Here is a 22,289-nt window from a genome sequence, read left to right as displayed (position 1 = left end):
TATCGATCCTTTACAGCATCTGTTTCAAAGCCTGTTTTAATACAGCTTCGACATCCATTGCTTCTGTTATTTCTATTTTCTTCACAGCTCTTAAAGCCTCTGTACTGCTGTAGCCAAGCGCTGTCAGCGCCTGAACAGCTTCGCTCTGGACTCCGGACGGATCGCCGCAAGAAATATCCCCGGCGTCTCCGGTCATCGTATGCTCTAACGCATCCTCAAGGCTTAGCTTGTCCTTAAGCTCTAAAATGACCTTTTCTGCTGTCTTCTTGCCGATTCCCGGTGCCGCGCAGATTGCTTTCACATCACCGGATAATACTGCAAAACGCAGATCATCCGGGCTTAATACAGACAGTACTGCCTGACCGCCTTTTGGTCCGATCCCGTTCACACCGATCAACAACTTGAATACCTGCAGATCATCTCTTGTCAGGAATCCAAATAACTGCATCGCGTCTTCTTTTACATTAAGATAAGTATAAATACGCACCTCATTGCCGACCGGCGGCAGCTGGCTGATCGACTCTACCGGCATGAAAATACCATAGCCGACGCCACCGACATCTACGATCACGCGATCTGCTTCCACAACCGCAAGTTCACCTCTGATATATTGAATCATCTGTTCCTCCATTTACCTAAAACTGTATATTCACAAGCCTCTTAAGCATCATCTCCGCAACAATGCCGATCACAAGTCCGGTAAGCAGCCCTGCTACCAGAAGTACCGGGAAATAATAAGTAACGCTGAATGTCTCTACCACAACAGCCGCAACAATAAGCTGTCCGATATTGTGGAAGACGCCGCCTGCAATACTGATTCCCTGCAAGCTGAATCCTCCCCACTTCTTAAGAAGCGCCATTACAGTCAGACTTAAAAGTCCTCCGGCAAGGCTGTATATAATACTGAAATAATTTCCAAAAATAAATCCTGCCAGCAATACACGCACGACAGAAAGAAGATACGCCTCTGAAAGGCGCATCTTATATAAGGCAACAACAATGATCAGATTCGCAAGTCCAAGTTTCACACCGGGAATCCCGAGGTTGACCGGAATCAATGTCTCTACATAACTAAAAATCAATGCCAATGCCGTAAACACTCCAAAATATGCTACTCTGCTCTTCACGTACTCCTTATCTTCCTTCCTGATACAATACCTTAATTTGATACAGCATCAAATTCACTGTTCTCACTGCTCTCAACTTCAACAACTACTTTATTCGGAAGACAGATAATGCTCTCATTGTTTTTTGAAATTGCTTTCTGGTTCACGCAGAGTTGATCCGGGCAGTCTGCCTCTTTCATCTTCGCTCTGTTATTTTTGATCACAAGTGTATTCGTTCCACCATTGATGGAAATCTCCTGATCCTCTCCAAGAGAATAGGTTCCCTCAATCTTCCCGTCTACTTTCACCACAACGCAATTCGCACCTTTGGCGCCAAGAAGGTTATGGAGAAAGAAGGCAAGACCCGCTACAACAATGATAATCGCAATTAAAACCCAGTCTTTTTTCTTCAAATGCATCTTTTCTTTCATATACACCGTTCCTCTCTGCGTTACATTCTAACACAAGAAATCAAACACTGCAATCACATGTTCGATTGCATATCTTATTTTTCATGGTATAATAACTTAAGATTATGACTGCCGACCTGGAGGTGTATTATGAAACTAAAAAAAATCACGGCAGCAGCCATGTGTGTTTCACTTCTTCTGACCGGTTGTTCCGGACTTTCCGGAAAACGCGGGCTAACTTACAGTGACACATTATTTGACACCACAATTAAGGTGCAGATCCTGGATTCTGCCAATACTTCTGTCATCAAGGGCTGCGAAACATTATGTAAGAAATACGACGCTATGTTCTCACCGGACAACAAAAAAGGCGATGTATATAAGATTAATCATGCAAAAGGAAAAGCTGTTACCGTTTCGGACGATACGATCAGTCTGATCAAAAAAGGGCTTTATTATGGAAAGTTCTCGAAAAGTGAATTTGATATTACCATCGGTTCTGTTTCCCGGCTGTGGGATTTCCGTTCCGGCAAGAAAAAGGTACCATCTTCCGCAAAAATCGACAAAAAGCTTTCCCACGTCAATTATCACGATGTAATAATAAATGGCAATGCTGTTACGCTGGCAGACAAACATGCGAAAATTGACCTCGGAGGAATCGCCAAAGGTTATATTGCAGACCGCGTAAAAGACTATCTGAAAAAGAAAGGCGTGAAACACGCGACGATTAATCTCGGCGGCAATGTACAGACGATTGGTACCAAGCCGGATGGTTCGGATTATCACATCGGCATCCAGAAGCCATTTGGAAAAAACGGCGAAGCGATCGCTTCTGTAAAGATTGATGACCAGTCTGTTGTCACCAGTGGCATTTACGAACGATATTTTGAAAAGAACGGAAAGATTTATCATCACGTGCTCTCGCCTTCAACCGGAAAGCCATGCAAGACAGATCTGTACAGTGTATCTGTTATCACAGATTCATCACTAACAGCAGATGCGCTGAGTACCATCTGTCTGATGATGGGATATGACCGCGCACTGAATATGGTAAACCAGTTAGATAATGTTGACGCCATTTTTATTACAAATGATGGCGAACTTCATTATTCGAATAATTTCCAAAAAAATCACTAGTAGCTGGTATTCTTTAGATGTTTCAGCTGACGATCACAGATAATTGAATAAAGCAAAAGAAAGACGATCACTTTACTGCGATCGTCTTTTTATTGCTTTATTCCATTCATATGTGCCACCAAGTATCCGCGAATGGCACATATTGTCGTCCAGTCTTGATTGTCCCAGCTACCTATACTTCTATATATTTACTGCAGGCAACCGCCATTGCTCCAGGACCGATATGACATGCCACGCTCAGAGATAATTTTTCTGTGCGAATCTCATAATCAGGAAATCTCACCTGTAACTCCGCGATCCATTTGTCTTTTTCTTCTTCTGAGCATGTATATGCAGCTTCCAGATGAACCTTTTCTCCTGCGAAACGGGAATGAATATCCTTGTCAATTGCATCCAGCATTGTCTTTTTTGCAGCCTTCCATCCGCGCACTTTTGCAAATGCATCCAGTTTCTCGCCTTGGATCTGGAGTACCGGTTTCAGATTCAGTACCGTTCCGATTGCTGCGGCAGCAGGTGTGATTCTTCCACCTTTTTTCAAATATTTCAAAGTATCAACTGTAATATAAATGCTGGATTCCAGCTTTTCACGCATCAGAACATCGACGATCTCTTCACCGGACATTCCTTTATCGCGCATCATCATGGCGTCTTCCACAGATTGGCGTTGTGTTACGGAAATACGCTGGTTATCCACAACATGTACTTTTCCTTCAAATTCTCTGGCGAGCATGATCGCGTTCTCGCAGGAACTGCTCAGTCCGCTGGACATCGGAATATGAATGACTTCATCATACTCCTCTAGCAGTTCTTCCCACAGTTCCATAACATCTCCCGGTGACGGTTGAGATGTTGAAATATCCGCACCGGTTTCCAGTTTTTCATAAAATTCATCCTGTGTCAGTGTAATATCTTCGTAATACAGTTCCCCATTGATATAAAATGGCATCGGCACAACACGGATTCCCAGTTCCTTTGCTTCTTCCTGTGTAATACCACTGTTGCTGTCTGTTACAATTGCTATTTTTCCCATTACCTATACCTCACTAATTTTTAAAGCTGTGGATCGGTGCCGGAATACGTCCTTTCCTGTTCACAAATGAACTGCAGTCGTATTCGTTTACCGGCATGATCGGTGCATAGCCTAACAACCCACCGAACTGCGCCACATCTCCTACATCTTTTCCAATAACCGGAATGAGACGAACCGCTGTCGTCTTCTGGTTCACCATTCCGATTGCCATCTCATCGGCAATGATCCCGGAAATGGTTGTTGCTTTTGTCTTTCCAGGTATTGCGATCATATCTAACCCAACGGAGCAGACACATGTATATTCGCACCGGCAATATAAGCCGTTACTTTTGCGATAATTCCGACATTGTCTTTTCCAACTACTGTAATGATACATTTCTTCATATGCGAGTCCTCCTTCAAAGCCTGTTCATCTCTTCCTACAGCTGAATAATGTTAGAAACGGATGTTCTTTTTGCAACTGTGATCGGAAGTTCTTCTCCCTTGTACGGATTGTCTCCCATCGTAACTTCCAGTTTCACAGTTTCATAAGCAAGACTTTCATAATTATTTTCCTTGCTCAGATGTCCGAGTACAACTGCGGACATATCATCATGCAGTATATCACAAAGAAGGCGCCCTGACAATTCATTTGATAAATGTCCTTTGTCGCCCATAACTCTTCTTTTCAGAGGATAAGGATATGGACCGACTTCTAGCATATGTATGTCGTGGTTCGCCTCCAGTACAATGCCATTCAGATTTTTAAGGTTCTCAATGGTATAGTCATCATATATTCCAAGGTCTGTTGCAACTGCAGCAGACTTACTGCCATTCTCAATCCGGTAACCGGACGGTTCATTTGCATCATGGGAAATTGCAAAAGGACGGATGTCCATATCTCCCAGACGAAATGTCTGATCTACCTGCACCTCATGCAGAAGACCTTCCGGAAGCCTGCCAATATTTTTATTGGCTTTGATTCCTTCAATCGTTCCATGAGTTGCATAAACAGGAACTGCATATTTTCTGCTGAATACACCCAGTCCCTGAATATGATCGACATGTTCATGTGTAATGAGAATCCCCCATAGTTCATCTCCTTTGATCTCCAGCTCTTTCAAGCCTTCTTCAATTCTCTTCTTGCTGATTCCAGTGTCTACCAGAAGATGCGTAGTATCATCTCCTATGTAAATACAGTTTCCGCTGCTTCCACTGGCAATGCTGCATAATCTCATCTGTTATTTCCACCTGTTCTTTACAATGTTATTTTTTCTATTATGTACCGTCATGCTGTCTTTTAACTGTTACAGATTCTTTACGATCTGATCGATCTGGATCATTGTCTCGGCGAAAACACCATTATTGTCAATAACTCTGTCACATTCCTTCATAAACTGCTCTTTTGTAAGCTGGGAAGCCATGATATCATCAATCTTGGATTCCTTGTATCCTCTGGAATAAAACAGACGGTTCTTACGAACCTCTGTCTTCACATATACATACCAGAGTTCGTCATAGACCTCTTCATAATGATCTTCGATCAGAAGTGCAGATTCCAGAATAAACAGATTCGTATTCTTCCGCTCTTCATGACGGATTTTTTTCTTAATCTCTTCCTTTACAGCCGGATGCACAATTGCATTGAGTGCTTCTAATTTGGCTTTGTCTGTAAATACGATATCCGCAATTTTCTCACGGTCCAGCTCTTTCTTCTCATCCAGGATGTCTTCTCCGAAATAAGCAACAATCTGATCATAACATTCTGTTCCTTTTTTCTGTAAATGCTTTGCGACTTTGTCAGCCTGACAGATGGTTGCACCATATTTGTCATTCAGATATTCCAGAATCTGTGTTTTCCCGGAACCAACGCCACCTGTTAATCCTATTATCTTCATGTCTTTTCACCTCTTATTTTGCTTCGTACCAATTCGTTCCAGTATGCATATCTATCTCAAGCGGTACCCGGAGGTCAGCCGCATGTTCCATCTCTTCTTCCAGGATTTTCTTCACTTCTTCAACTTCCGGTTCGTACGCTTCGATCAAAAGTTCATCGTGTACCTGAAGCACAAGTCTTGATTTTAAATGCTCTTCTTTCAGTCTGCGTCCCACACCGATCATGGCAATCTTCATAATATCTGCCGCTGTTCCCTGGATCGGTGCATTCATCGCCACACGTTCTCCAAATGAGCGCTGCATGAAATTGCTCGATGATAATTCCGGAACCGGACGCCGTCTGCCAAACAATGTTACTACATATCCGTTCTCTTTTGCATGTGCGACTGTATCATCCAGAAACTTTTTGATTCCCGGATATGTCCGGAAATAATCTTCGATGTATTTCGCCGCTTCTTTTCTCGTAATGCTCAGATCCTGGCTGAGGCCAAAGGAACTGATTCCATATACAATACCAAAGTTTACTGCTTTTGCATTTCTTCTCTGCAACGGTGTCACTTCATCGAACGGAATGTGAAATACCTGTGATGCGGTAATTCTGTGAATATCTGCTTCCTCCCTGTATGCCTGGATCAGCTGCTCATCCTGCGAGCAGTGTGCAAGCACACGCAGTTCAATCTGCGAATAATCAGCATCTACAAATACATATCCTTCTTCCGGCACAAATACTTTACGAATCATTCTGCCAAGTTCCACTCTGACCGGTATATTCTGCAGGTTTGGTTCCGCACTGCTCAAACGCCCGGTTGCCGTCACTGTTTGATGAAACTTTCCATGGATCCTTCCATCTTCCTGAATGTACCCCGCCAGCCCGTCTGCATACGTAGACTTAAGCTTCGTAAGCTGTCGGTATTCCAGTACTTTTGATACGACCGGATAATCCGGTGCCAGCTTGTCCAGCACATCCGCCGCAGTTGAATATCCGGTCTTTGTCTTTCTTCCGCCCGGAAGTTCCATTTTTTCAAACAGAATTACTCCAAGCTGCTTCGGTGAATTGATGTTGAACTCTTCTCCCGCAAGCTCGTAGATATCTTTTTCCAGCTCAGTAATCTTACCGACAAGCTGATCTCCGTAAGCTTTCAGCGCTTCTGCTTCCACTTTCACACCATTTTGTTCCATCTCATATAAGGTAAATACAAGTGGCATCTCAATGTTTTCAAAAAGCTCCCAGCTCTTTGTATCTTTTAAACGATTCTCCAGCGGTTCTTTCGCCGCAAATGCTGTATATGCTTCATAGCAGGCTTTCGTTCTCCCGTCTGCTTTCTCATCAATCATAAGTCCGAGCTGTTCTCTTGCGACATCTTCATACATATAATCGCTTTTCAGTGGATTCAGAAGATACGCCGCAACTGTCGCATCAAAACAATTCGCCCTGTTTTCTATCGGCAGTTCAGCTATGACATTTTTCAGATCAAATACAACAAATTGTCCGGCTTTCTGCTGAATCTGCGAGACTTGCTCTAATAACCATTCTGCGGAAATCTCTCCACCTGTAAGAATTAACGCTGTCTTTTCCTGTGATGCACAGAATGCAACTCCTCCAAGAGCTGCCTGCATGGCAAATAATGGCAATACATTTTCTGTATCTTTGTAAACAGCCGCGCCAACAACTTTTGCTTCCTCAAGCTTCTTCAGATATGTTTCTGCTTCCTTCTTTGTCTTGATCGCACAGAAAGTCTCTTCAATCGATGGCGCTTCTGGCTGTACATCAAAACGGGATAACAGGTTCTTAAACTGTAATCTCTGGAAATATGCATAAGCCTCTTCCGTATAGAGATTACCCAGTTTTGCTTCTTCAAAATCATATTCCACATCCGCATGTACTTCAATCGTCGCCAGAGTCTTACTTAATACTGCTAGATCCCAGTGTTCATTTAACGCCTTGGATGCTCGTGGTGGCTTCAGCTCTTCCACATGCTCATGTGCATTCTCAATAGAATGATATTCGGTAATGATCTTCGTCGCTGTCTTCTCACCGATGCTTGGAACTCCCGGAATATTATCGGCAGTGTCACCCATCAGCGCTTTCAGGTCGATAAATTCAACCGGATTCACCTGATAGCGTTCTTTTACATCTGCCGCATAATAATCTTCCACTTCGGTGCGTCCCTGCTTCGTCTTCGGGATTCGAATCTTCACATGCTCTGTCGCAAGCTGCAGAAGATCTCTGTCACCGGAAATCACAGATACTTCCATGCCCTGTTCTTCTGCTCTTCTCGACAGCGTTCCAAGCAGGTCATCTGCCTCCAGTCCCGGCTGCTCGATAATGCGCACTCCCATCGCCTTTAACACTTCTTTGATCACCGGAACCTGCTGACGCAGTTCCTCTGCCATAGGCTTACGCGTTCCTTTGTACGCATCGTACATCTTGTGACGGAACGTCGGTGCATGCACATCAAAGGCCACCGTCAGATACTCCGGCTTCTCTTCTTCTAATATTTTAAACATGATCGTCAGAAAACCATAAATGGCATTCGTATGAAGCCCCTCTGAATTTGTCAGATCCGGAAGCCCATAGAATGCCCTGTTCAATATACTGTGTCCGTCGATCAGAACTATTTTCTCGCTCATAAAAACAACACTCCATGTATTTTTTCGCTACCTTAATACTATACACCAAATCCTTTGATTTTAAAAGTGCTTTTCTTTTTCTTCTTTCTCTTCTTCCTCAGCCTGGATAAACATCAGGACAAATACAACAAAAAGCAGGATACACACGGTATATACAGATTTTGTGCCAACCCCCGTCGTCAATTTTGTACTGATAACTGCGCCGAAGATAAATGCTGCAATAATTCCGTAATACTGAAGACTGTTATTGCGTACTTTCCGGTCTCTGTGCACACCGGAATAAAAAAGATTCTCGGTAGCTGTCCTTAAGTTTCCGGTACACATCGTTGTTGCGTATTTCTTTCCTCCGCCAAAAGCCCTGAAACTCTCTACCTGCATAGAGCAGACGAAAGAAACTGCCGTATTGACCAGATCATTGCAAATGCCTTCCGGGACAAAAGAAACTGCCAGCAGTACAAGAATCTCCAGTGCGATAACGATCTGACGCCAGTGGATCTTTGTGCTGTAGCGGAAATTCAGTTTTACAATTTCCGTAATCATAACTCCGACCATAAACGCAAGGATCGGTAAAGTATACGTTGTTATTTTTTCAAAATTCTGCTGTGCAATATGAATCCCGAGAAGGACGATATTTCCCGTCTGTGCATTGGCAAATACGCCGCCCCGGCTTATATATGTATAGACATCCAGATAGCCTCCTGCAATCGCAAGAAGAAGTCCTATGAAATAAGACTCTGAAACCTGTCTTTTTAACTGTAGCATGAACTTACTTTCACATCCTTTATTTCTCTTTTTTCTGTAAATATGCCGCTCTTCCCTCTTCGTAAAGGTTGTTTCCCTCGCTGTCTATCACGACAACTAACGGCATCTCTTCTACATATAATCTGCGGAGCGCTTCCGCCCCAAGATCTTCATAAGCGATCAATTCTGCTTTTTTGATACATTTTGCAAGAAGTGCTCCGGCGCCTCCGATTGCTCCAAAATACACACCGCTGTATTTCTTCATTGCTTCAACAACTTCCGGAAGTCTGGCACCTTTTCCAATCATGCCTCTTGCACCTACAGACATCATCGTCGGCGCATACGCATCCATACGACCGCTTGTTGTCGGTCCCGCAGAACCGATCACATGTCCCGGTTTTGCGGGTGTCGGTCCGACATAGTAGATCGTTGCGTTTTTGGGATCAAATGGAAGTTCTTCTCCTCTTGCAAGCGCCTCACACATCCGCTTGTGTCCTGCGTCTCTTGATGTATAAATGGTTCCGGTCAGATACACGGTATCTCCGGCATGTAATGTTTTTGCAAGTTCCTCTGTCAAAGGAAGTGTGATATGTTTTTCCATTTTAGATCACCTCCGTTTTATGTCTGGTCACATGGCAGTTGATATTGACTGCACAAGGCATACCTGCGATATGCGTTGGCAATGTCTCGATATTCAGCCCGATTGCTGTCGTACGACCGCCAAATCCCTGTGGTCCGATTCCAAGCTCATTGACCTTTTCAAGCATCTCTTCTTCCAAATCTGCATAGTATGGATCCGAATTTTTGGAATCTACCGGACGCATCAGCGCTTTCTTCGCAAGAAGTGCCGCTTTGTCAAACGTACCTCCGATTCCGACACCGATCACCATTGGCGGACATGGATTCGGTCCTGCTGTCTCAACGACTTCCAGAATAAAATCTTTGATGCCCTGCAGTCCTGCAGATGGCTTGAACATACGGATCTGGCTCATATTTTCACTGCCAAATCCCTTCGGGCCTACTGTGATCTTCACCTGTTCTCCAGGAACGATCTCCGTGTAGAGCATTGCCGGTGTATTATCTCCGGTATTTCCTCTGCGCACAGGATCTTTCACAACAGATTTGCGCAGATAACCCTTGTCATATCCTCTTCTTACGCCTTCATTTACCGCTTCTGTAAGATCACCGCCTGTCAGGTGTACATCCTGTCCGATTTCAAGGAAGACACATGCCATACCGGTATCCTGACAGATCGGTACTTCCTGTGCACCTGCAATCTCATAATTCTCTATAATATTGTCTAACACGCCTTGCGCAATCTCCCAGTCTTCACATGCACGGCACTTCTCGATTGCACCTTTCACATCTTCCGGAAGAAACTGGTTCGCCTGAATGCATAATTTTTCTACAACTTCTGTAATTTTTGCTACATCAATTTCACGCATTATGCAGTACCTCCATTGCATTTTTATTCACTTTTTCTATCATATTCTCTTTTGGCAGATTTTTCAATTCTTTTTTCAGATCATACTGGGTACTCATATGCCAGAAAAATTCTCCTGTAAATAAAACTTTATGCATCCAGTCTTCTTTAAGCCATGCTCCGATCAGCCGTCTCACGGAATAAATCCGTCTGCTGGCATCTATCTGTTCAAGCTGAAGTTCGTACGGTGTCATCTGCTTTGGATAATGTACCGTATTTCCATTATATTTTGCCCAGTTTCTATGTATCAGACGGTCTTTATTTGCCTCATATGCCGGTGTCCCCGGTACAAAATACATGCTCTGGATCAGTACGCCCTGAATATGATTGCGGATCACGAAATCCGCCAGTTCTTTTCCACAACCCTTTTTCTGATTGTCCGACCCAAGAATAAATAATCCACGCACGCTCAGTCCATGTTTCTGGATATTGCGGATAGATTTTTCAATCTCTTTTCTTGTACTCTTTTTGTGATAAGTTTCAAAAGATGCATCATCAATAAACTCGATACCCATATCTAGCTCAAAAAATCCAGCTTTCTTTAACAGCTCTAACATCTCATCATCGAAACCCACTTCATATCTTGCCTGGATATTAAAACGATATTTGATTCCGCTGTCTATGATCGCATGCAGGACTTCCATTGCCCATTTCTGGTCAGCAAAGAAATTATCATCCGTGATCCACAAATCCTGCACAATTCTGTGATTTCCTTTTTCAAAAAAATCAATGGAATATTTAATATCTTCTATAATATTTTCCGGTGTACGTTTTCTGACACATCTGCCAAAATGTTTCACAAGCGCACAGTAGTCGCAGTTATGCGGACATCCTCTAGAGGCATGTACCTGCGGCCAAATCGTCATATGTTTTGTCATCTTCTTATAATTATGAATCAGACTTCTGTCCGGAATCACATCGATATTTTCCGGCGGAACCGGCTTTCCTGTGCTGTAAAATTTTCCCTCTTCCAGCCAGGCGTATCCAGCCGTATCCGGTTTCTTTTTCTCCTGTATCATTTTTATAAGTGGAAGAATCGTCTCATCACCTTCACCCAGCATCACATAGTCGCAATAATTCACTGCTTCTTTCACATTCATGGATGCATGTAACCCACCCATCACAATGGTTGCATTCGTATGCTCCTTCAAATATGTTGCGATCTGATACCCGCGAACCGCCGCATAAGTAAAAATGCTGATAAATATAATATTCGCATCCTGAAGATCCTTCATCGGAATCTTAGAAATCGACTCACTGTACATATAAGTATCCGGATACTCCCGCTTCACAATCGTCGCAAGTGTATTTAAGCCCACCGACGGTGTGCGGATATAGCGGTCATATACGAAATAATTTAAAATTGTGGGTTTATACGGGCGATTGCCCGGCTCAATAAAACGAATTTTCATCTGTTTCTTTCCTCCACCCTGTCTTTTCTCGTTTGCCGTTATTATTATAAGCCTCTTTTCTATTTTTATAAAGAATTTTCTTGACATTCGTTTCAAAATACATTATCATAATTTTGTTGCTTTGAGTAACAAGTATGCGGATATGGCGGAATGGCAGACGCACAAGACTCAAAATCTTGCGAGGGTGACTTCGTGTGGGTTCAAGTCCCACTATCCGCAGGTATTAAGAAAGCAGTAATGATTTTTTGTCATTACTGCTTTTTCTTTACATAAAGGCTTCTTGTTTTTGCATATTCCACTATTTCAAATCATTTCAATAAATCCGCTATCCGAATCTCAAATCCCGGATAAATTCCTACCAGTATCATCTCATCAAAAGAATACTGCATGAAATTCTCCTGCATGCCAAAGGAATGCGAAACAACTTCAACGATCCAGTCCGGCGCTCCATTACATCCCTTATCATCCAGTTTATCCGGATCACATATTACGGATATATCCGGTTCCACATAAGTCGTATCATCTTCGTTCAGGAACACTGCAAATGGAGCTGCATATACTTCGTTTTCCTTCCGGAAGCGCATAAATATCATGAATTGTGTAACCATGCTCTTTTTGTAATGGCATAATCCCCACCGCCTTTCTTATCTACATCGGGAACATTGCCGCATCCAGCGAAGTCAGATCTTTCTCCCGGATGGAATACACGCCATCATCGTCCTTCTCGATCTGGACTTTACGAACTTCCGCTTTCCCATACTCCGGATTTTTAAGCTTATCAGCCATGAGATCATACATTTCCTGCAGCATCAGCTCATTGAGCTTATCGTCTGACGGAATCTTCTTTAACGTCTTCATCTTCGCTTCCAGCTTCTTCGTCAGCTCGTCCTGTAATCCTGAGAAGCACTTAAGCGGTTTCACTTTTACTTTCACCGAGAACCCCTCGTCTGTTTTTTCGGCGCTCTGCACTTTGTAATTCGCGGCTTTTAAAATGTCCTGAAACAGCAGGCGGAACTTCTCTGTCATCTTTTCGGAAGCACCTATACTGTCCAGACCACTGCTCTGCATCATCGTATCAATATTTTCCTGATATAAGTTCTTTACTTCTTTCTCCGTAGCATCTGTCTGCTTCTTGTATTCCTTGAACTTCCCTTTATAACTGGCATCCAGTGTTGCCGTCACATAGGCTTTTGCGTCTTTTTCACGCATCCCGCAGCCGGACAGGAGTCCCACAAGCAGTATGCAGACAATGAAAATACTTCCATATTTTTTAAGAACCATCTTTCTACTCATATCTTTTTCCTCCATTTTCCCGTAAGCTATCGCTTATAGCCTGTCTTTACGATACCTTACAGGATGGAAGTTTTCAATATGTATCCGTTTATTTTACCAGTTTTTTTCCGATATCAAAACAGTCAAATGTCGCAAAATAGTCCTTTGGTGTCTCAGCGCGTCGAATGAGCTGTGCTGTGCCGTCTTCTTTCAGTAACACTTCTGCTGATTTTAATTTGCCATTGTAATTGTATCCCATTGCAAATCCGTGTGCGCCGGTATCATGGATTACAAGCAGGTCTCCAATATCGATCTTCGGGAGCATACGGTCGATTGCAAATTTATCATTATTTTCACAGAGAGAGCCTGTGACATCATATTTGCAGTTGCATGGTTTGTTCTCTTTGCCCATAACTGTAATATGATGATAAGCACCGTACATTGCCGGACGCATTAAGTTTACAGCACATGCATCTACACCAATGTATTCTTTGTATGTATGTTTCTCATGGATTGCTTTTGTAACAAGACAGCCGTACGGTCCCATCATGAAACGTCCAAGCTCTGTGTAAATCTCAACATCTCCCATTCCTGCCGGTGTCAGCACTTCTTCATACACACGTCTTACGCCTTCTCCGATCACACGGATGTCATTTGGCTCCTGATCCGGGTTGTAAGGGATACCGACACCACCGGATAAGTTAATAAATTTAATATGAACGCCTGTTTCTTTCTGTAATTTGACAGCCACTTCAAAAAGAACTTTCGCAAGCATCGGATAATATTCATTCGTAACGGTATTACTTGCCAGGAATGCATGAATACCGAATTCTTTCGCACCTTTTGCTTTCAAAATCTTAAATGCCTCGAAAATCTGCTCCGTTGTCATTCCATACTTGGAATCTCCCGGATTGTCCATGATGTCATTACTGATTTTGAAAAGTCCGCCCGGATTGTATCGGCAGCTGATCGTCTCCGGAATATGTCCGATTGCTTTCTCAAGAAAATCAATATGTGTAATATCATCCAGGTTGATGATCGCACCTAATTCTTCTGCTTTTTTGAACTCTTCTGCCGGTGTATCATTGGACGAAAACATGATGTCATTTCCTCTTGCTCCGATTGCCTCTGATAGCATCAACTCTGTATAAGAGGAACAGTCGCATCCACATCCATATTCTCTCAGAATATTAATCAGGAATGGGTTCGGAGTTGCCTTTACAGCAAAATATTCTTTGTATCCTTGGTTCCATGAAAATGCTTCTTTTAATGCTTTTGCATTCTCGCGGATCCCTTTTTCATCATAAAGATGAAATGGAGTCGGATATTCTTTTACAATCTCATCAAGCTGTTCTTTTGTTACAAATGGTATTTTTTTCATCGCTTCTCATTCTCCTTCTTCATTGCAAGTAATTCTATTTCATTCGCCAGTGTACGTTTATATAACTCAACAAAGTTCTTCTGTCCGGAATAGAGGCATGTATTCATACTGCCTTCCCCATATTCTCCGGTCAGTACATACTTAGAATCTGTGATCACACCGATTGATGTGCCTCGCTGTTCACCGATATAAACCTTTGCCCCTTCGTAGTTGACCGGCTGATCCGTAACGATCACAACTTTTCTCTTCGCATCAATCAGCTCTTCTAACTCTTTTACAAATAGGAGCAGATAGTTACGTGTACAGGATACGTACACCCGTTCTCTGGCATCTTCCAGCAGGTTACGCATCTTATCCAGCACATTTTCCGAACCTTCGATCGTAATATATCCTTCGACATGCTCCTTCTCCAGCGGTCTGTGCTTGCACAGCCACTTCTTGTTCTCTTCCATATGCCGGATACGGTTCTTGCAAAACTCATCCAGCACAACCGGAACATATTTCTTAGTTGTACCTTCTTCAACTAGATATGCCGCACCCTTCTCTGTCATGCTCGCCAGCGAATTGTAAGCATTCGACCGGGAAATTCCAAGCTGTTTCGCGACTTCATATCCGGTTGTTTTGCCTTCTCTGAGCAAGCACTCGTAAATACCGGCCTCCTGTCTGGTCAGTCCAAAATCCATTAATCTTTCAACAAATGATGTATGTTCCATAACTCCACCTTTATTCTTTAGTAGTTCTCCACGGGAACACTATATAGCATATTTTATCGTATGTCAACGGATACTACTGGAAAATTTTATCAAAAAAGGATAAACGATGTCGGTTACTCTGGTTACCGTCATTCGTTTATCCTTTTTCACTTCTACTTCTAAATATTTGTTATCTGAATACTTGCAGATTGCTTCACGCTTTGCTTAACTGCAATTTCCCACTTGTTCACATATAGAATAGAATATAATCTTAATCAATAATTGCAATACGCATCATATTACTGAATCCGCTCTTCTGTGCTCCAACATTTGGAGAAGGGATTCCTGCTGTCAGGATTACGATATCTCCTGTCTCTGCAAGCTGTTTTGCGCATACAAGATCAATCGCCCCTGTACAGATATCTTCTGTTGTCGTTACTTCAATAGATTTCAGTGGCTGTACACCCCAGTAAATCTGCATTCTGCGGAGAGTTGCCTCGTTCGGGCTTACACCGATAATATTTGTCTTTGGTTTGAACTTGGATACCACTCTTGCAGTTGCTCCGGATACAGTCGGAGTAATAATGCATTTCGCTCTTAAGTTCGTTGCTGTTGTAACGGTTGCATGTCCTAATGCGCTGGATGCACTCTTCATACGGTGTTCTTCAGCTTTTCTCAGAATAGAATCGTATTCCAGATGCTCTTCTGTGCTTTCTACAATATGGACCATCATCTGCAATGCCTCAACCGGATATTTACCCTGTGCAGTCTCACCGGATAACATTACTGCATCTGTTCCATCATATACAGCATTGGCAACATCTGTCACTTCCGCTCTTGTCGGACGTGGGTTACGAATCATGGAATCCAGCATCTGTGTTGCAGTAATAACCGGTTTAAAATTATCATTACATTTCTGGATCATCAATTTCTGTAAATACGGAACTTCTTCTGCCGGAATCTCTACACCAAGATCTCCACGGGCAACCATGATTCCATCTGCGCAGCGGATGATCTCATCAATATTCTTAATTCCTTCTGCGTTCTCAATCTTTGCAATGATTGGAATATAAGGTGCATTGCACTGCTTCAATACTGCTTTGATTTCCAAAATACACTCTGCATTTCTTACAAAAGAAGCTGCGATAAAATCAACACCCTGTTCTACACCGAATTTGATATCGTCTCTGTCTTTTTCTGTAATAGCCGGAAGTCTGACCGGTACATTCGGCACGTTGACTCCCTTCTTCTCACCAAGCTCACCACCGTTGATGACTTTACAGACAATCTCATCATTTCCTTTGTCTTTAACTTTCAGTTCGATCAGTCCGTCATCGATCAAAATTGTACTTCCGATCTGCACGTCATTGACAAGTCCTTCGTATGTGATGTAAGTCTTTGTCTCATCTCCAACACATTCTGTTGTTGTCAGAGTAAATGTCTCGCCTTCTTTTAAATGTACTTTCTTACCGTCTTTCAGAACACCGGTACGGATCTCCGGTCCCTTTGTATCCAGGAGGATTGCGATCGGCTTGCCTTCTTCTTCACGGATTCTCTTCAGCATATCCATACGGAACTTCTGCTCTTCATGATCTCCGTGTGAAAAATTAAATCTTGCAATATCCATTCCATTGCGTACAAGTGCACGCATTGTATCTTCGTTATTTGTATTTGGTCCCATTGTGCATACAATCTTTGTTTTCTTCATAATAAACCTCTTCATCCTTTCCCATTTACTTCATTTACTAAATTTACTATTGTTCATTTACTGAACATGTATATGTGTGAACAAATGCTCCTGGCAATATTCATAGTTGCCGTGGCATTTTGAACAATACCGAAATTCAAGATTCGGATCATCTAATTCGGTCCGCCCGCATACTGCACATCTGTGCTTTGCACCACCTGTCGCATACGAATTCTGTGTCGAACGCGCCTGTCTTACATTCTTCTGAAAATCTCTCTTGCGTTTCATCTGCTTCGGGCTGTATGCTCTTGTCTTTCTTGAACTCAAGAAAAACAGCAGGAAGTTAAGAATCGACACAAATGCAGCAAGCGCATTTGCTTTATAATAAATGCCATAACTTGGAATAAACGCCTGTGCAATCCCGTAAAGGAAAAATGCACCGTCAAGCCATGCAAGCCATTTTGCTTTTACCGGAATGACAAACCATACCAGGAACTGTACGTCCGGATACAGAAATGCGAATACAAAAAACAACGACATATTCAGATACGCTGTATCAAGATGCATGGAAATACCCGTAATCAGATAGACAAGGATCGCTGCAATCACATGGAACAGTACTCCCGCAAAGAAATATACATTAAATCGGAACGCTCCCCATGCTGCTTCAAGCTGCTTTCCAATAAAATAATACAGCATTAATGCAAATGCCACCCAGATAAGGCTTGTACTCGGCGGATCAATAATAAATGTAATAACTCTCCACACCTGACCATGTAAGATTGCCGGAGCATCCAGGCTCAGCCATGTAGAATAAAATGTTGGATTCACCATGTCAAGTATAAACCCGAAACCATACAATATTACTATGTAAAGCATCAGATTGTCAATGGCATACCTGCCAAACTTTCTCTCTAATTTATCTAACCAGTTCATAATCTAATCTTCTATACTCCTTTTTCTTATCATGACTCTCATTCTAACGGCTTCAAAAATGTTTGTCAATTCTGTCATATAAGTTTCACAGCTTTTTTACAATTCTATAACATTTGTTAATTGTCTTTTTGATTTTTTTGTCGTATAATGTTACAGTCTATTAAGCTTACATGCATTTAATAAGAAAGAATACATATATTTAACTAGATAAGGAGTACATATTATGAGCCAAAACGAAGTATACACACTGGGGATCGATATTGGTTCTACTACCGTGAAGATTGCTTTGTTAGATTCTGATAATGAAGTAGTCTTTTCTGATTATGAGAGACATTTTGCTAATATCCAGGAGACACTGTCCGATCTGTTAGGACGTGCCATTTATAAAGTCGGACCTGTTTACGCATCCCCGGTCATTACCGGTTCCGGCGGACTGACACTTGCCAAACATCTGAAAGTGCCGTTCGTCCAGGAAGTTATTGCCGTATCTACAGCATTACAGGATTACGCACCACAGACAGACGTTGCGATTGAGCTTGGCGGAGAAGATGCTAAGATTATTTATTTTGAAGGCGGCAATGTAGAGCAGCGTATGAACGGTGTCTGCGCCGGTGGTACCGGTTCTTTCATTGATCAGATGGCTTCTCTGTTACAGACAGATGCTTCTGGTCTTAATGAATATGCAAAGAATTATCAGGCGCTTTACACGATTGCCGCGAGATGCGGTGTATTTGCCAAATCGGATATCCAGCCACTTATTAACGAAGGAGCCTCCAAAGAAGACCTGGCTGCTTCTATTTTTCAGGCTGTTGTCAACCAGACCATCAGTGGTCTTGCCTGCGGAAAGCCGATTCGTGGTCACGTTGCCTTCTTAGGTGGACCGTTACACTTCCTTTCCGAGTTAAAGGAAGCATTTATCCGTACTTTAAAACTGGATGATGAGCATACGATTGCTCCTCACCATTCACATTTATTTGCAGCGATTGGTTCTGCACTGAATTCAAAAAAAGACCTGCACGTTTCCTTACAGGAGATGCAAAAGCGTCTGGAAGGCAAGATCCAGATGGAATTTGAAGTAGAACGTATGGAACCATTATTTGCAACGGAACAGGATTTCAAAGAATTTAAAGAACGTCACGACAAAGACCAGGTACCGATGGGCGACCTTGCCTCTTATAAAGGAAAAGCATTCCTGGGAATCGATGCCGGTTCAACAACTACAAAGGCTGCTCTTGTCGGCGAAGACGGCACACTGCTTTATTCTTTCTATCATAATAACGAAGGAGATCCGCTTGGTACAACAATCCGTGCGATCAAGGATATTTACAGTAAACTGCCGGAAGGTGTTGAGATTGTTCACTCCTGCTCGACCGGATATGGCGAAGCGCTGATCAAAGCTGCTCTTCTGCTGGACGAGGGAGAAGTAGAGACAGTTTCCCACTACTATGCTGCATCCTTTTTTGAGCCGGATGTAGACTGTATCCTTGACATCGGTGGTCAGGATATGAAATGTATTAAGATCAAGAACCATACAGTTGACAGTGTACAGCTCAATGAAGCATGCTCTTCCGGATGCGGTTCTTTCATCGAGACATTTGCAAAATCATTGAACTACAGTGTAGAAGATTTTGCACAGGAAGCATTATTTGCAAGAAATCCGATCGACCTCGGAACCCGCTGTACGGTATTTATGAATTCCAAAGTAAAACAGGCGCAGAAAGAGGGCGCAGAAGTTTCCGATATTTCTGCCGGTCTTGCTTATTCCGTTATCAAAAACGCATTGTTTAAAGTAATCAAAGTTTCCGACGCATCCGAGCTCGGTGAGCATATTGTTGTGCAGGGAGGAACTTTCTATAACAATGCCGTTCTCAGAAGTTTTGAGAAAATCGCAAACTGCAAAGCCGTACGTCCGGATATTGCCGGTATCATGGGAGCATTCGGAGCTGCCCTCATTGCCAGAGAACGTTATGTTGACTGTGAAGGTACTACGATGCTTTCCATTGAGGACATTGAAGCGCTAGAATACTCTACAACAATGACTAAATGTCGAGGATGTACAAATAACTGCCGTCTGACGATCAATCATTTCAGCGGCGGACGCAGATTTATTACAGGAAACCGCTGTGAAAAAGGACTGGGCAAAGAAAAATCAAAAAATAACCTTCCAAACCTTTTTGCTTACAAATTAGAACGTTATTTTAATTATGAACCATTAAAAGCCGAGGATGCAAAACGCGGTACGATCGGTATCCCACGTGTACTGAATATGTATGAGAACTATCCGTTCTGGTTTACATTTTTCAATACATTAGGATTTTCCGTTGTGCTCTCTCCTGCTTCTACACGTAAGATTTATGAACTGGGAATTGAGTCCATACCGAGTGAATCCGAATGTTATCCGGCGAAACTTGCGCACGGACATGTACAGTGGCTGATCAACCAGGGCGTACAGAATATTTTCTATCCAAGTATTCCTTATGAGCGCAATGAGTTTGAAGAAGCAAATAACCACTATAACTGTCCGATCGTAACCTCCTACCCGGAGAATATTAAGAATAATATTGATGCGATCGTCCAGGGCGAAGTGAATTTCATTCATCCGTTCCTCTCCCTGCAAAGCGAAGAGACGATCCGCTATCGTTTAAAAGAAGAACTCTGCGAAAGATTTGATATTTCCGGAGCTGAGATCGACACTGCTGTACATGCAGCATGGGAAGAATTAAAAGCATGTCGTGAAGATATGCGCAGAAAAGGCGAAGAGACAATTAAATTTCTTAAAGAGACCGGCAACCGCGGCATTGTCCTTGCAGGACGTCCATATCACATTGATCCAGAAGTCAACCACGGTATCCCGGAACTGATCAACTCCTATAACATTGCAGTTCTGACAGAAGATTCGATTTCTCATCTGAATCCTGTCGAGCGTCCATTAAATGTTATGGATCAGTGGATGTATCACTCCCGCCTTTATGCAGCCGCAAACTATGTGAAGACAGTAGATAATCTGGATCTCATCCAACTTAACTCTTTCGGCTGTGGACTAGATGCTGTTACGACAGATCAGGTTGCTGAGATCCTTACAAATTCAGATAAGATTTATACTTCTCTGAAGATTGACGAAGTAAATAACTTAGGTGCTGCACGTATCCGTGTCCGCTCTCTGCTGGCTGCGATCCGTGTCAGAGAACAGAGAAAAGACGAAAGACATATCCAGTCTTCCGCGATCAAGAAAGTTTCCTTCACAAAGGAAATGCGTAAAGACTATACGATCCTCTGCCCGCAGATGTCACCAATCCACTTTGAACTTCTGGAGCCTGCATTCCGTGCTTCCGGATATAACATCGAAGTACTTCCGAATGACAACAAACAGGCTGTTGACGTAGGACTTAAATATGTAAATAATGATGCATGTTACCCATCTCTGATGGTTGTCGGACAGATCATGGAGGCAATTCTTTCCGGCAAATACGATACTGAAAAGATTGCTGTGATCATCAGCCAGACCGGTGGTGGATGCCGTGCTTCGAACTATATCGGATTTATCCGCCGTGCCCTTAAGAAAGCCGGTTATGCACATATTCCGGTAATTTCCATCAACTTAAGCGGACTGGAAGGCAACCCTGGATTTAAGATTACACCTTCTCTCGCACTCCGTGGCGTATATGCGGCTATATTTGGAGATATTTTCATGAAATGTACTTACAGACTTCGCCCTTACGAAGCCGAAAAAGGTGCTGTAAATGCCATGCATGAGAAATGGAAGAAAGTCTGCATTGACTTTTTATCTTCCGGATATCCGTCCAGACGCAAATTCAAGAAACTGTGCCGTGAGATCATCGAAGACTTTGACAACAACATTAAACTGTTGGATATTAAGAAACCGCGTGTCGGTGTTGTTGGAGAAATTCTTGTCAAATTCCTTCCGGCGGCAAACAACTATCTTGTAGAACTTCTGGAAAGTGAAGGTGCCGAAGCTGTTGTTCCGGATCTTCTGGACTTCCTGCTTTATTGCTTCTATAACCAGAACTTCAAGGTAGAAAAACTTGGATTTAAGAAATCCAAAGCCACACTCGGCAATCTTGGTATCAAGGCACTGGAGTGGTTTCGTGCACCGGCAACAGAGGCATTCAAAGCAAGTAAACACTTCGATCCACCGGCTAAGATCGAAAATCTTGGCAAGATGGCTTCCAAGATCGTATCTCTCGGAAACCAGACCGGTGAAGGCTGGTTCCTGACCGGCGAGATGTTAGAGTTGATCCACAGTGACGCACCGAACATTGTGTGTACACAGCCGTTTGCCTGCCTGCCAAACCACGTCGTAGGAAAAGGCGTTATCAAGGAACTGCGCAGACGCTACCCACAGTCCAACATTGTCGCTATCGACTTTGATCCGGGCGCCAGTGAAGTAAACCAGCTGAACCGTATCAAACTGATGCTGTCTACGGCTAATAAGAATTTAAATCAGTAATAAAGTTTCAATATAAAAACGACACAGA

Annotated in this window: 19 protein-coding genes, 1 tRNA gene and 1 pseudogene; 3 read left to right on the top strand and 18 right to left on the bottom strand. The window is 42.9% G+C overall.

The features are described 5' to 3' along the window. Positions 1-10 precede the first annotated feature (10 nt). From ruvA to DW152_RS02090, 3 genes are read right to left on the bottom strand one after another with little or no spacing between them, the layout of a single operon-like run. On the bottom strand, positions 11-619 hold the full coding sequence (ruvA, locus tag DW152_RS02100) for a Holliday junction branch migration protein RuvA (RefSeq protein WP_021860485.1): 609 nt from the start codon (positions 617-619) through the stop codon (positions 11-13). Positions 620-635: 16 nt separating this feature from the next. Next, the gene (locus DW152_RS02095; RefSeq protein ID WP_118287862.1) at positions 636-1,127 is read right to left on the bottom strand and encodes a Gx transporter family protein; all 492 of its coding nucleotides are present in this window, start codon (positions 1,125-1,127) and stop codon (positions 636-638) included. A gap of 32 nt (positions 1,128-1,159) precedes the next feature. Then, a complete protein-coding gene (locus tag DW152_RS02090; protein WP_021860487.1) occupies positions 1,160-1,537 on the bottom strand; it encodes a NusG domain II-containing protein in 378 nt (125 codons plus the stop codon). Positions 1,538-1,666: 129 nt separating this feature from the next. On the opposite strand from DW152_RS02090, the gene DW152_RS02085 reads away from it, so the two are divergent. Beyond that, a complete protein-coding gene (locus DW152_RS02085; protein ID WP_021860488.1) occupies positions 1,667-2,653 on the top strand; it encodes an FAD:protein FMN transferase in 987 nt (328 codons plus the stop codon). A 172-nt stretch (positions 2,654-2,825) separates the two neighbouring features. On the opposite strand, the gene DW152_RS02080 is transcribed toward DW152_RS02085, so the two are convergent. The 9 genes and pseudogenes from DW152_RS02080 to DW152_RS02035 all read right to left on the bottom strand — a co-directional run bounded on the left by DW152_RS02080 (position 2,826) and on the right by DW152_RS02035 (position 11,825). Continuing rightward, entirely contained in the window at positions 2,826-3,683 is an 858-nt protein-coding gene (locus DW152_RS02080; protein ID WP_021860489.1) for a DegV family protein, read from the bottom strand. 13 nt (positions 3,684-3,696) lie between these two features. After that, a pseudogene (locus tag DW152_RS02075) lies at positions 3,697-3,981 on the bottom strand (DUF711 family protein); the annotation flags it as partial. Between the two features lie 121 nt (positions 3,982-4,102). Then, entirely contained in the window at positions 4,103-4,900 is a 798-nt protein-coding gene (locus DW152_RS02065) for an MBL fold metallo-hydrolase (protein WP_118287861.1), read from the bottom strand. Positions 4,901-4,969: 69 nt separating this feature from the next. Then, the gene (gene coaE / locus DW152_RS02060) at positions 4,970-5,560 is read right to left on the bottom strand and encodes a dephospho-CoA kinase (protein WP_021860493.1); all 591 of its coding nucleotides are present in this window, start codon (positions 5,558-5,560) and stop codon (positions 4,970-4,972) included. Between the two features lie 13 nt (positions 5,561-5,573). Then, positions 5,574-8,189 carry a DNA polymerase I gene (gene polA / locus DW152_RS02055; protein WP_118287860.1) on the bottom strand — a complete coding sequence of 872 codons (2,616 nt, stop codon included), beginning with the start codon at positions 8,187-8,189 and terminating at the stop codon, positions 5,574-5,576. A 60-nt stretch (positions 8,190-8,249) separates the two neighbouring features. Then, positions 8,250-8,951, bottom strand: coding sequence for a YoaK family protein (locus tag DW152_RS02050; protein ID WP_117537179.1), 702 nt, complete (start codon positions 8,949-8,951; stop codon positions 8,250-8,252). A 19-nt stretch (positions 8,952-8,970) separates the two neighbouring features. After that, the gene (locus DW152_RS02045; protein WP_117537178.1) at positions 8,971-9,531 is read right to left on the bottom strand and encodes a Fe-S-containing hydro-lyase; all 561 of its coding nucleotides are present in this window, start codon (positions 9,529-9,531) and stop codon (positions 8,971-8,973) included. A gap of 1 nt (position 9,532) precedes the next feature. Continuing rightward, a complete protein-coding gene (locus DW152_RS02040; protein ID WP_117537177.1) occupies positions 9,533-10,375 on the bottom strand; it encodes a fumarate hydratase in 843 nt (280 codons plus the stop codon). Next, positions 10,368-11,825 carry a B12-binding domain-containing radical SAM protein gene (locus DW152_RS02035; protein WP_118287859.1) on the bottom strand — a complete coding sequence of 486 codons (1,458 nt, stop codon included), beginning with the start codon at positions 11,823-11,825 and terminating at the stop codon, positions 10,368-10,370. The genes DW152_RS02040 and DW152_RS02035 overlap by 8 nt, the downstream gene beginning before the upstream one ends. Before the next feature lie 136 nt (positions 11,826-11,961). On the opposite strand from DW152_RS02035, the gene DW152_RS02030 reads away from it, so the two are divergent. Next, positions 11,962-12,044 (top strand) — tRNA-Leu (locus tag DW152_RS02030). 89 nt (positions 12,045-12,133) lie between these two features. Here DW152_RS02030 and DW152_RS02025 read toward each other — a convergent pair. From DW152_RS02025 to DW152_RS02000, 6 genes are all read right to left on the bottom strand, one after another. Next, positions 12,134-12,433 (bottom strand): Uma2 family endonuclease, encoded by a 300-nt coding sequence (locus DW152_RS02025; RefSeq protein ID WP_330416706.1) that lies wholly within the window; start codon positions 12,431-12,433, stop codon positions 12,134-12,136. A gap of 40 nt (positions 12,434-12,473) precedes the next feature. Next, the gene (locus DW152_RS02020) at positions 12,474-13,118 is read right to left on the bottom strand and encodes a hypothetical protein (protein ID WP_118287858.1); all 645 of its coding nucleotides are present in this window, start codon (positions 13,116-13,118) and stop codon (positions 12,474-12,476) included. Positions 13,119-13,206: 88 nt separating this feature from the next. Beyond that, the gene (locus DW152_RS02015) at positions 13,207-14,478 is read right to left on the bottom strand and encodes a diaminopimelate decarboxylase (RefSeq protein ID WP_021860504.1); all 1,272 of its coding nucleotides are present in this window, start codon (positions 14,476-14,478) and stop codon (positions 13,207-13,209) included. Continuing rightward, positions 14,475-15,191: a TrmB family transcriptional regulator gene (locus DW152_RS02010; RefSeq protein WP_021860505.1), complete on the bottom strand. Its 717-nt coding sequence runs from the start codon at positions 15,189-15,191 to the stop codon at positions 14,475-14,477. The genes DW152_RS02015 and DW152_RS02010 overlap by 4 nt, the downstream gene beginning before the upstream one ends. Positions 15,192-15,441: 250 nt before the next feature. Then, complete coding sequence (pyk, locus tag DW152_RS02005; RefSeq protein WP_021860506.1) at positions 15,442-16,878, bottom strand: pyruvate kinase; 1,437 nt, start codon at positions 16,876-16,878, stop codon at positions 15,442-15,444. A 57-nt stretch (positions 16,879-16,935) separates the two neighbouring features. Then, entirely contained in the window at positions 16,936-17,793 is an 858-nt protein-coding gene (locus DW152_RS02000; protein ID WP_118287857.1) for a hypothetical protein, read from the bottom strand. Between the two features lie 223 nt (positions 17,794-18,016). Here DW152_RS02000 and DW152_RS01995 point away from each other — a divergent pair, with 223 nt between their 5' ends. Continuing rightward, on the top strand, positions 18,017-22,261 hold the full coding sequence (locus DW152_RS01995; protein ID WP_118287856.1) for a 2-hydroxyacyl-CoA dehydratase: 4,245 nt from the start codon (positions 18,017-18,019) through the stop codon (positions 22,259-22,261). Positions 22,262-22,289: the final 28 nt, after the last annotated feature.

The organism is Dorea sp. AM13-35, from assembly GCF_003473885.1.
Taxonomy (GTDB): domain Bacteria; phylum Bacillota; class Clostridia; order Lachnospirales; family Lachnospiraceae; genus Dorea_D; species Dorea_D hominis.
Note: the sequence above shows the minus strand (reverse complement) of the source record. Positions and strands in the feature narration are given on the sequence as shown.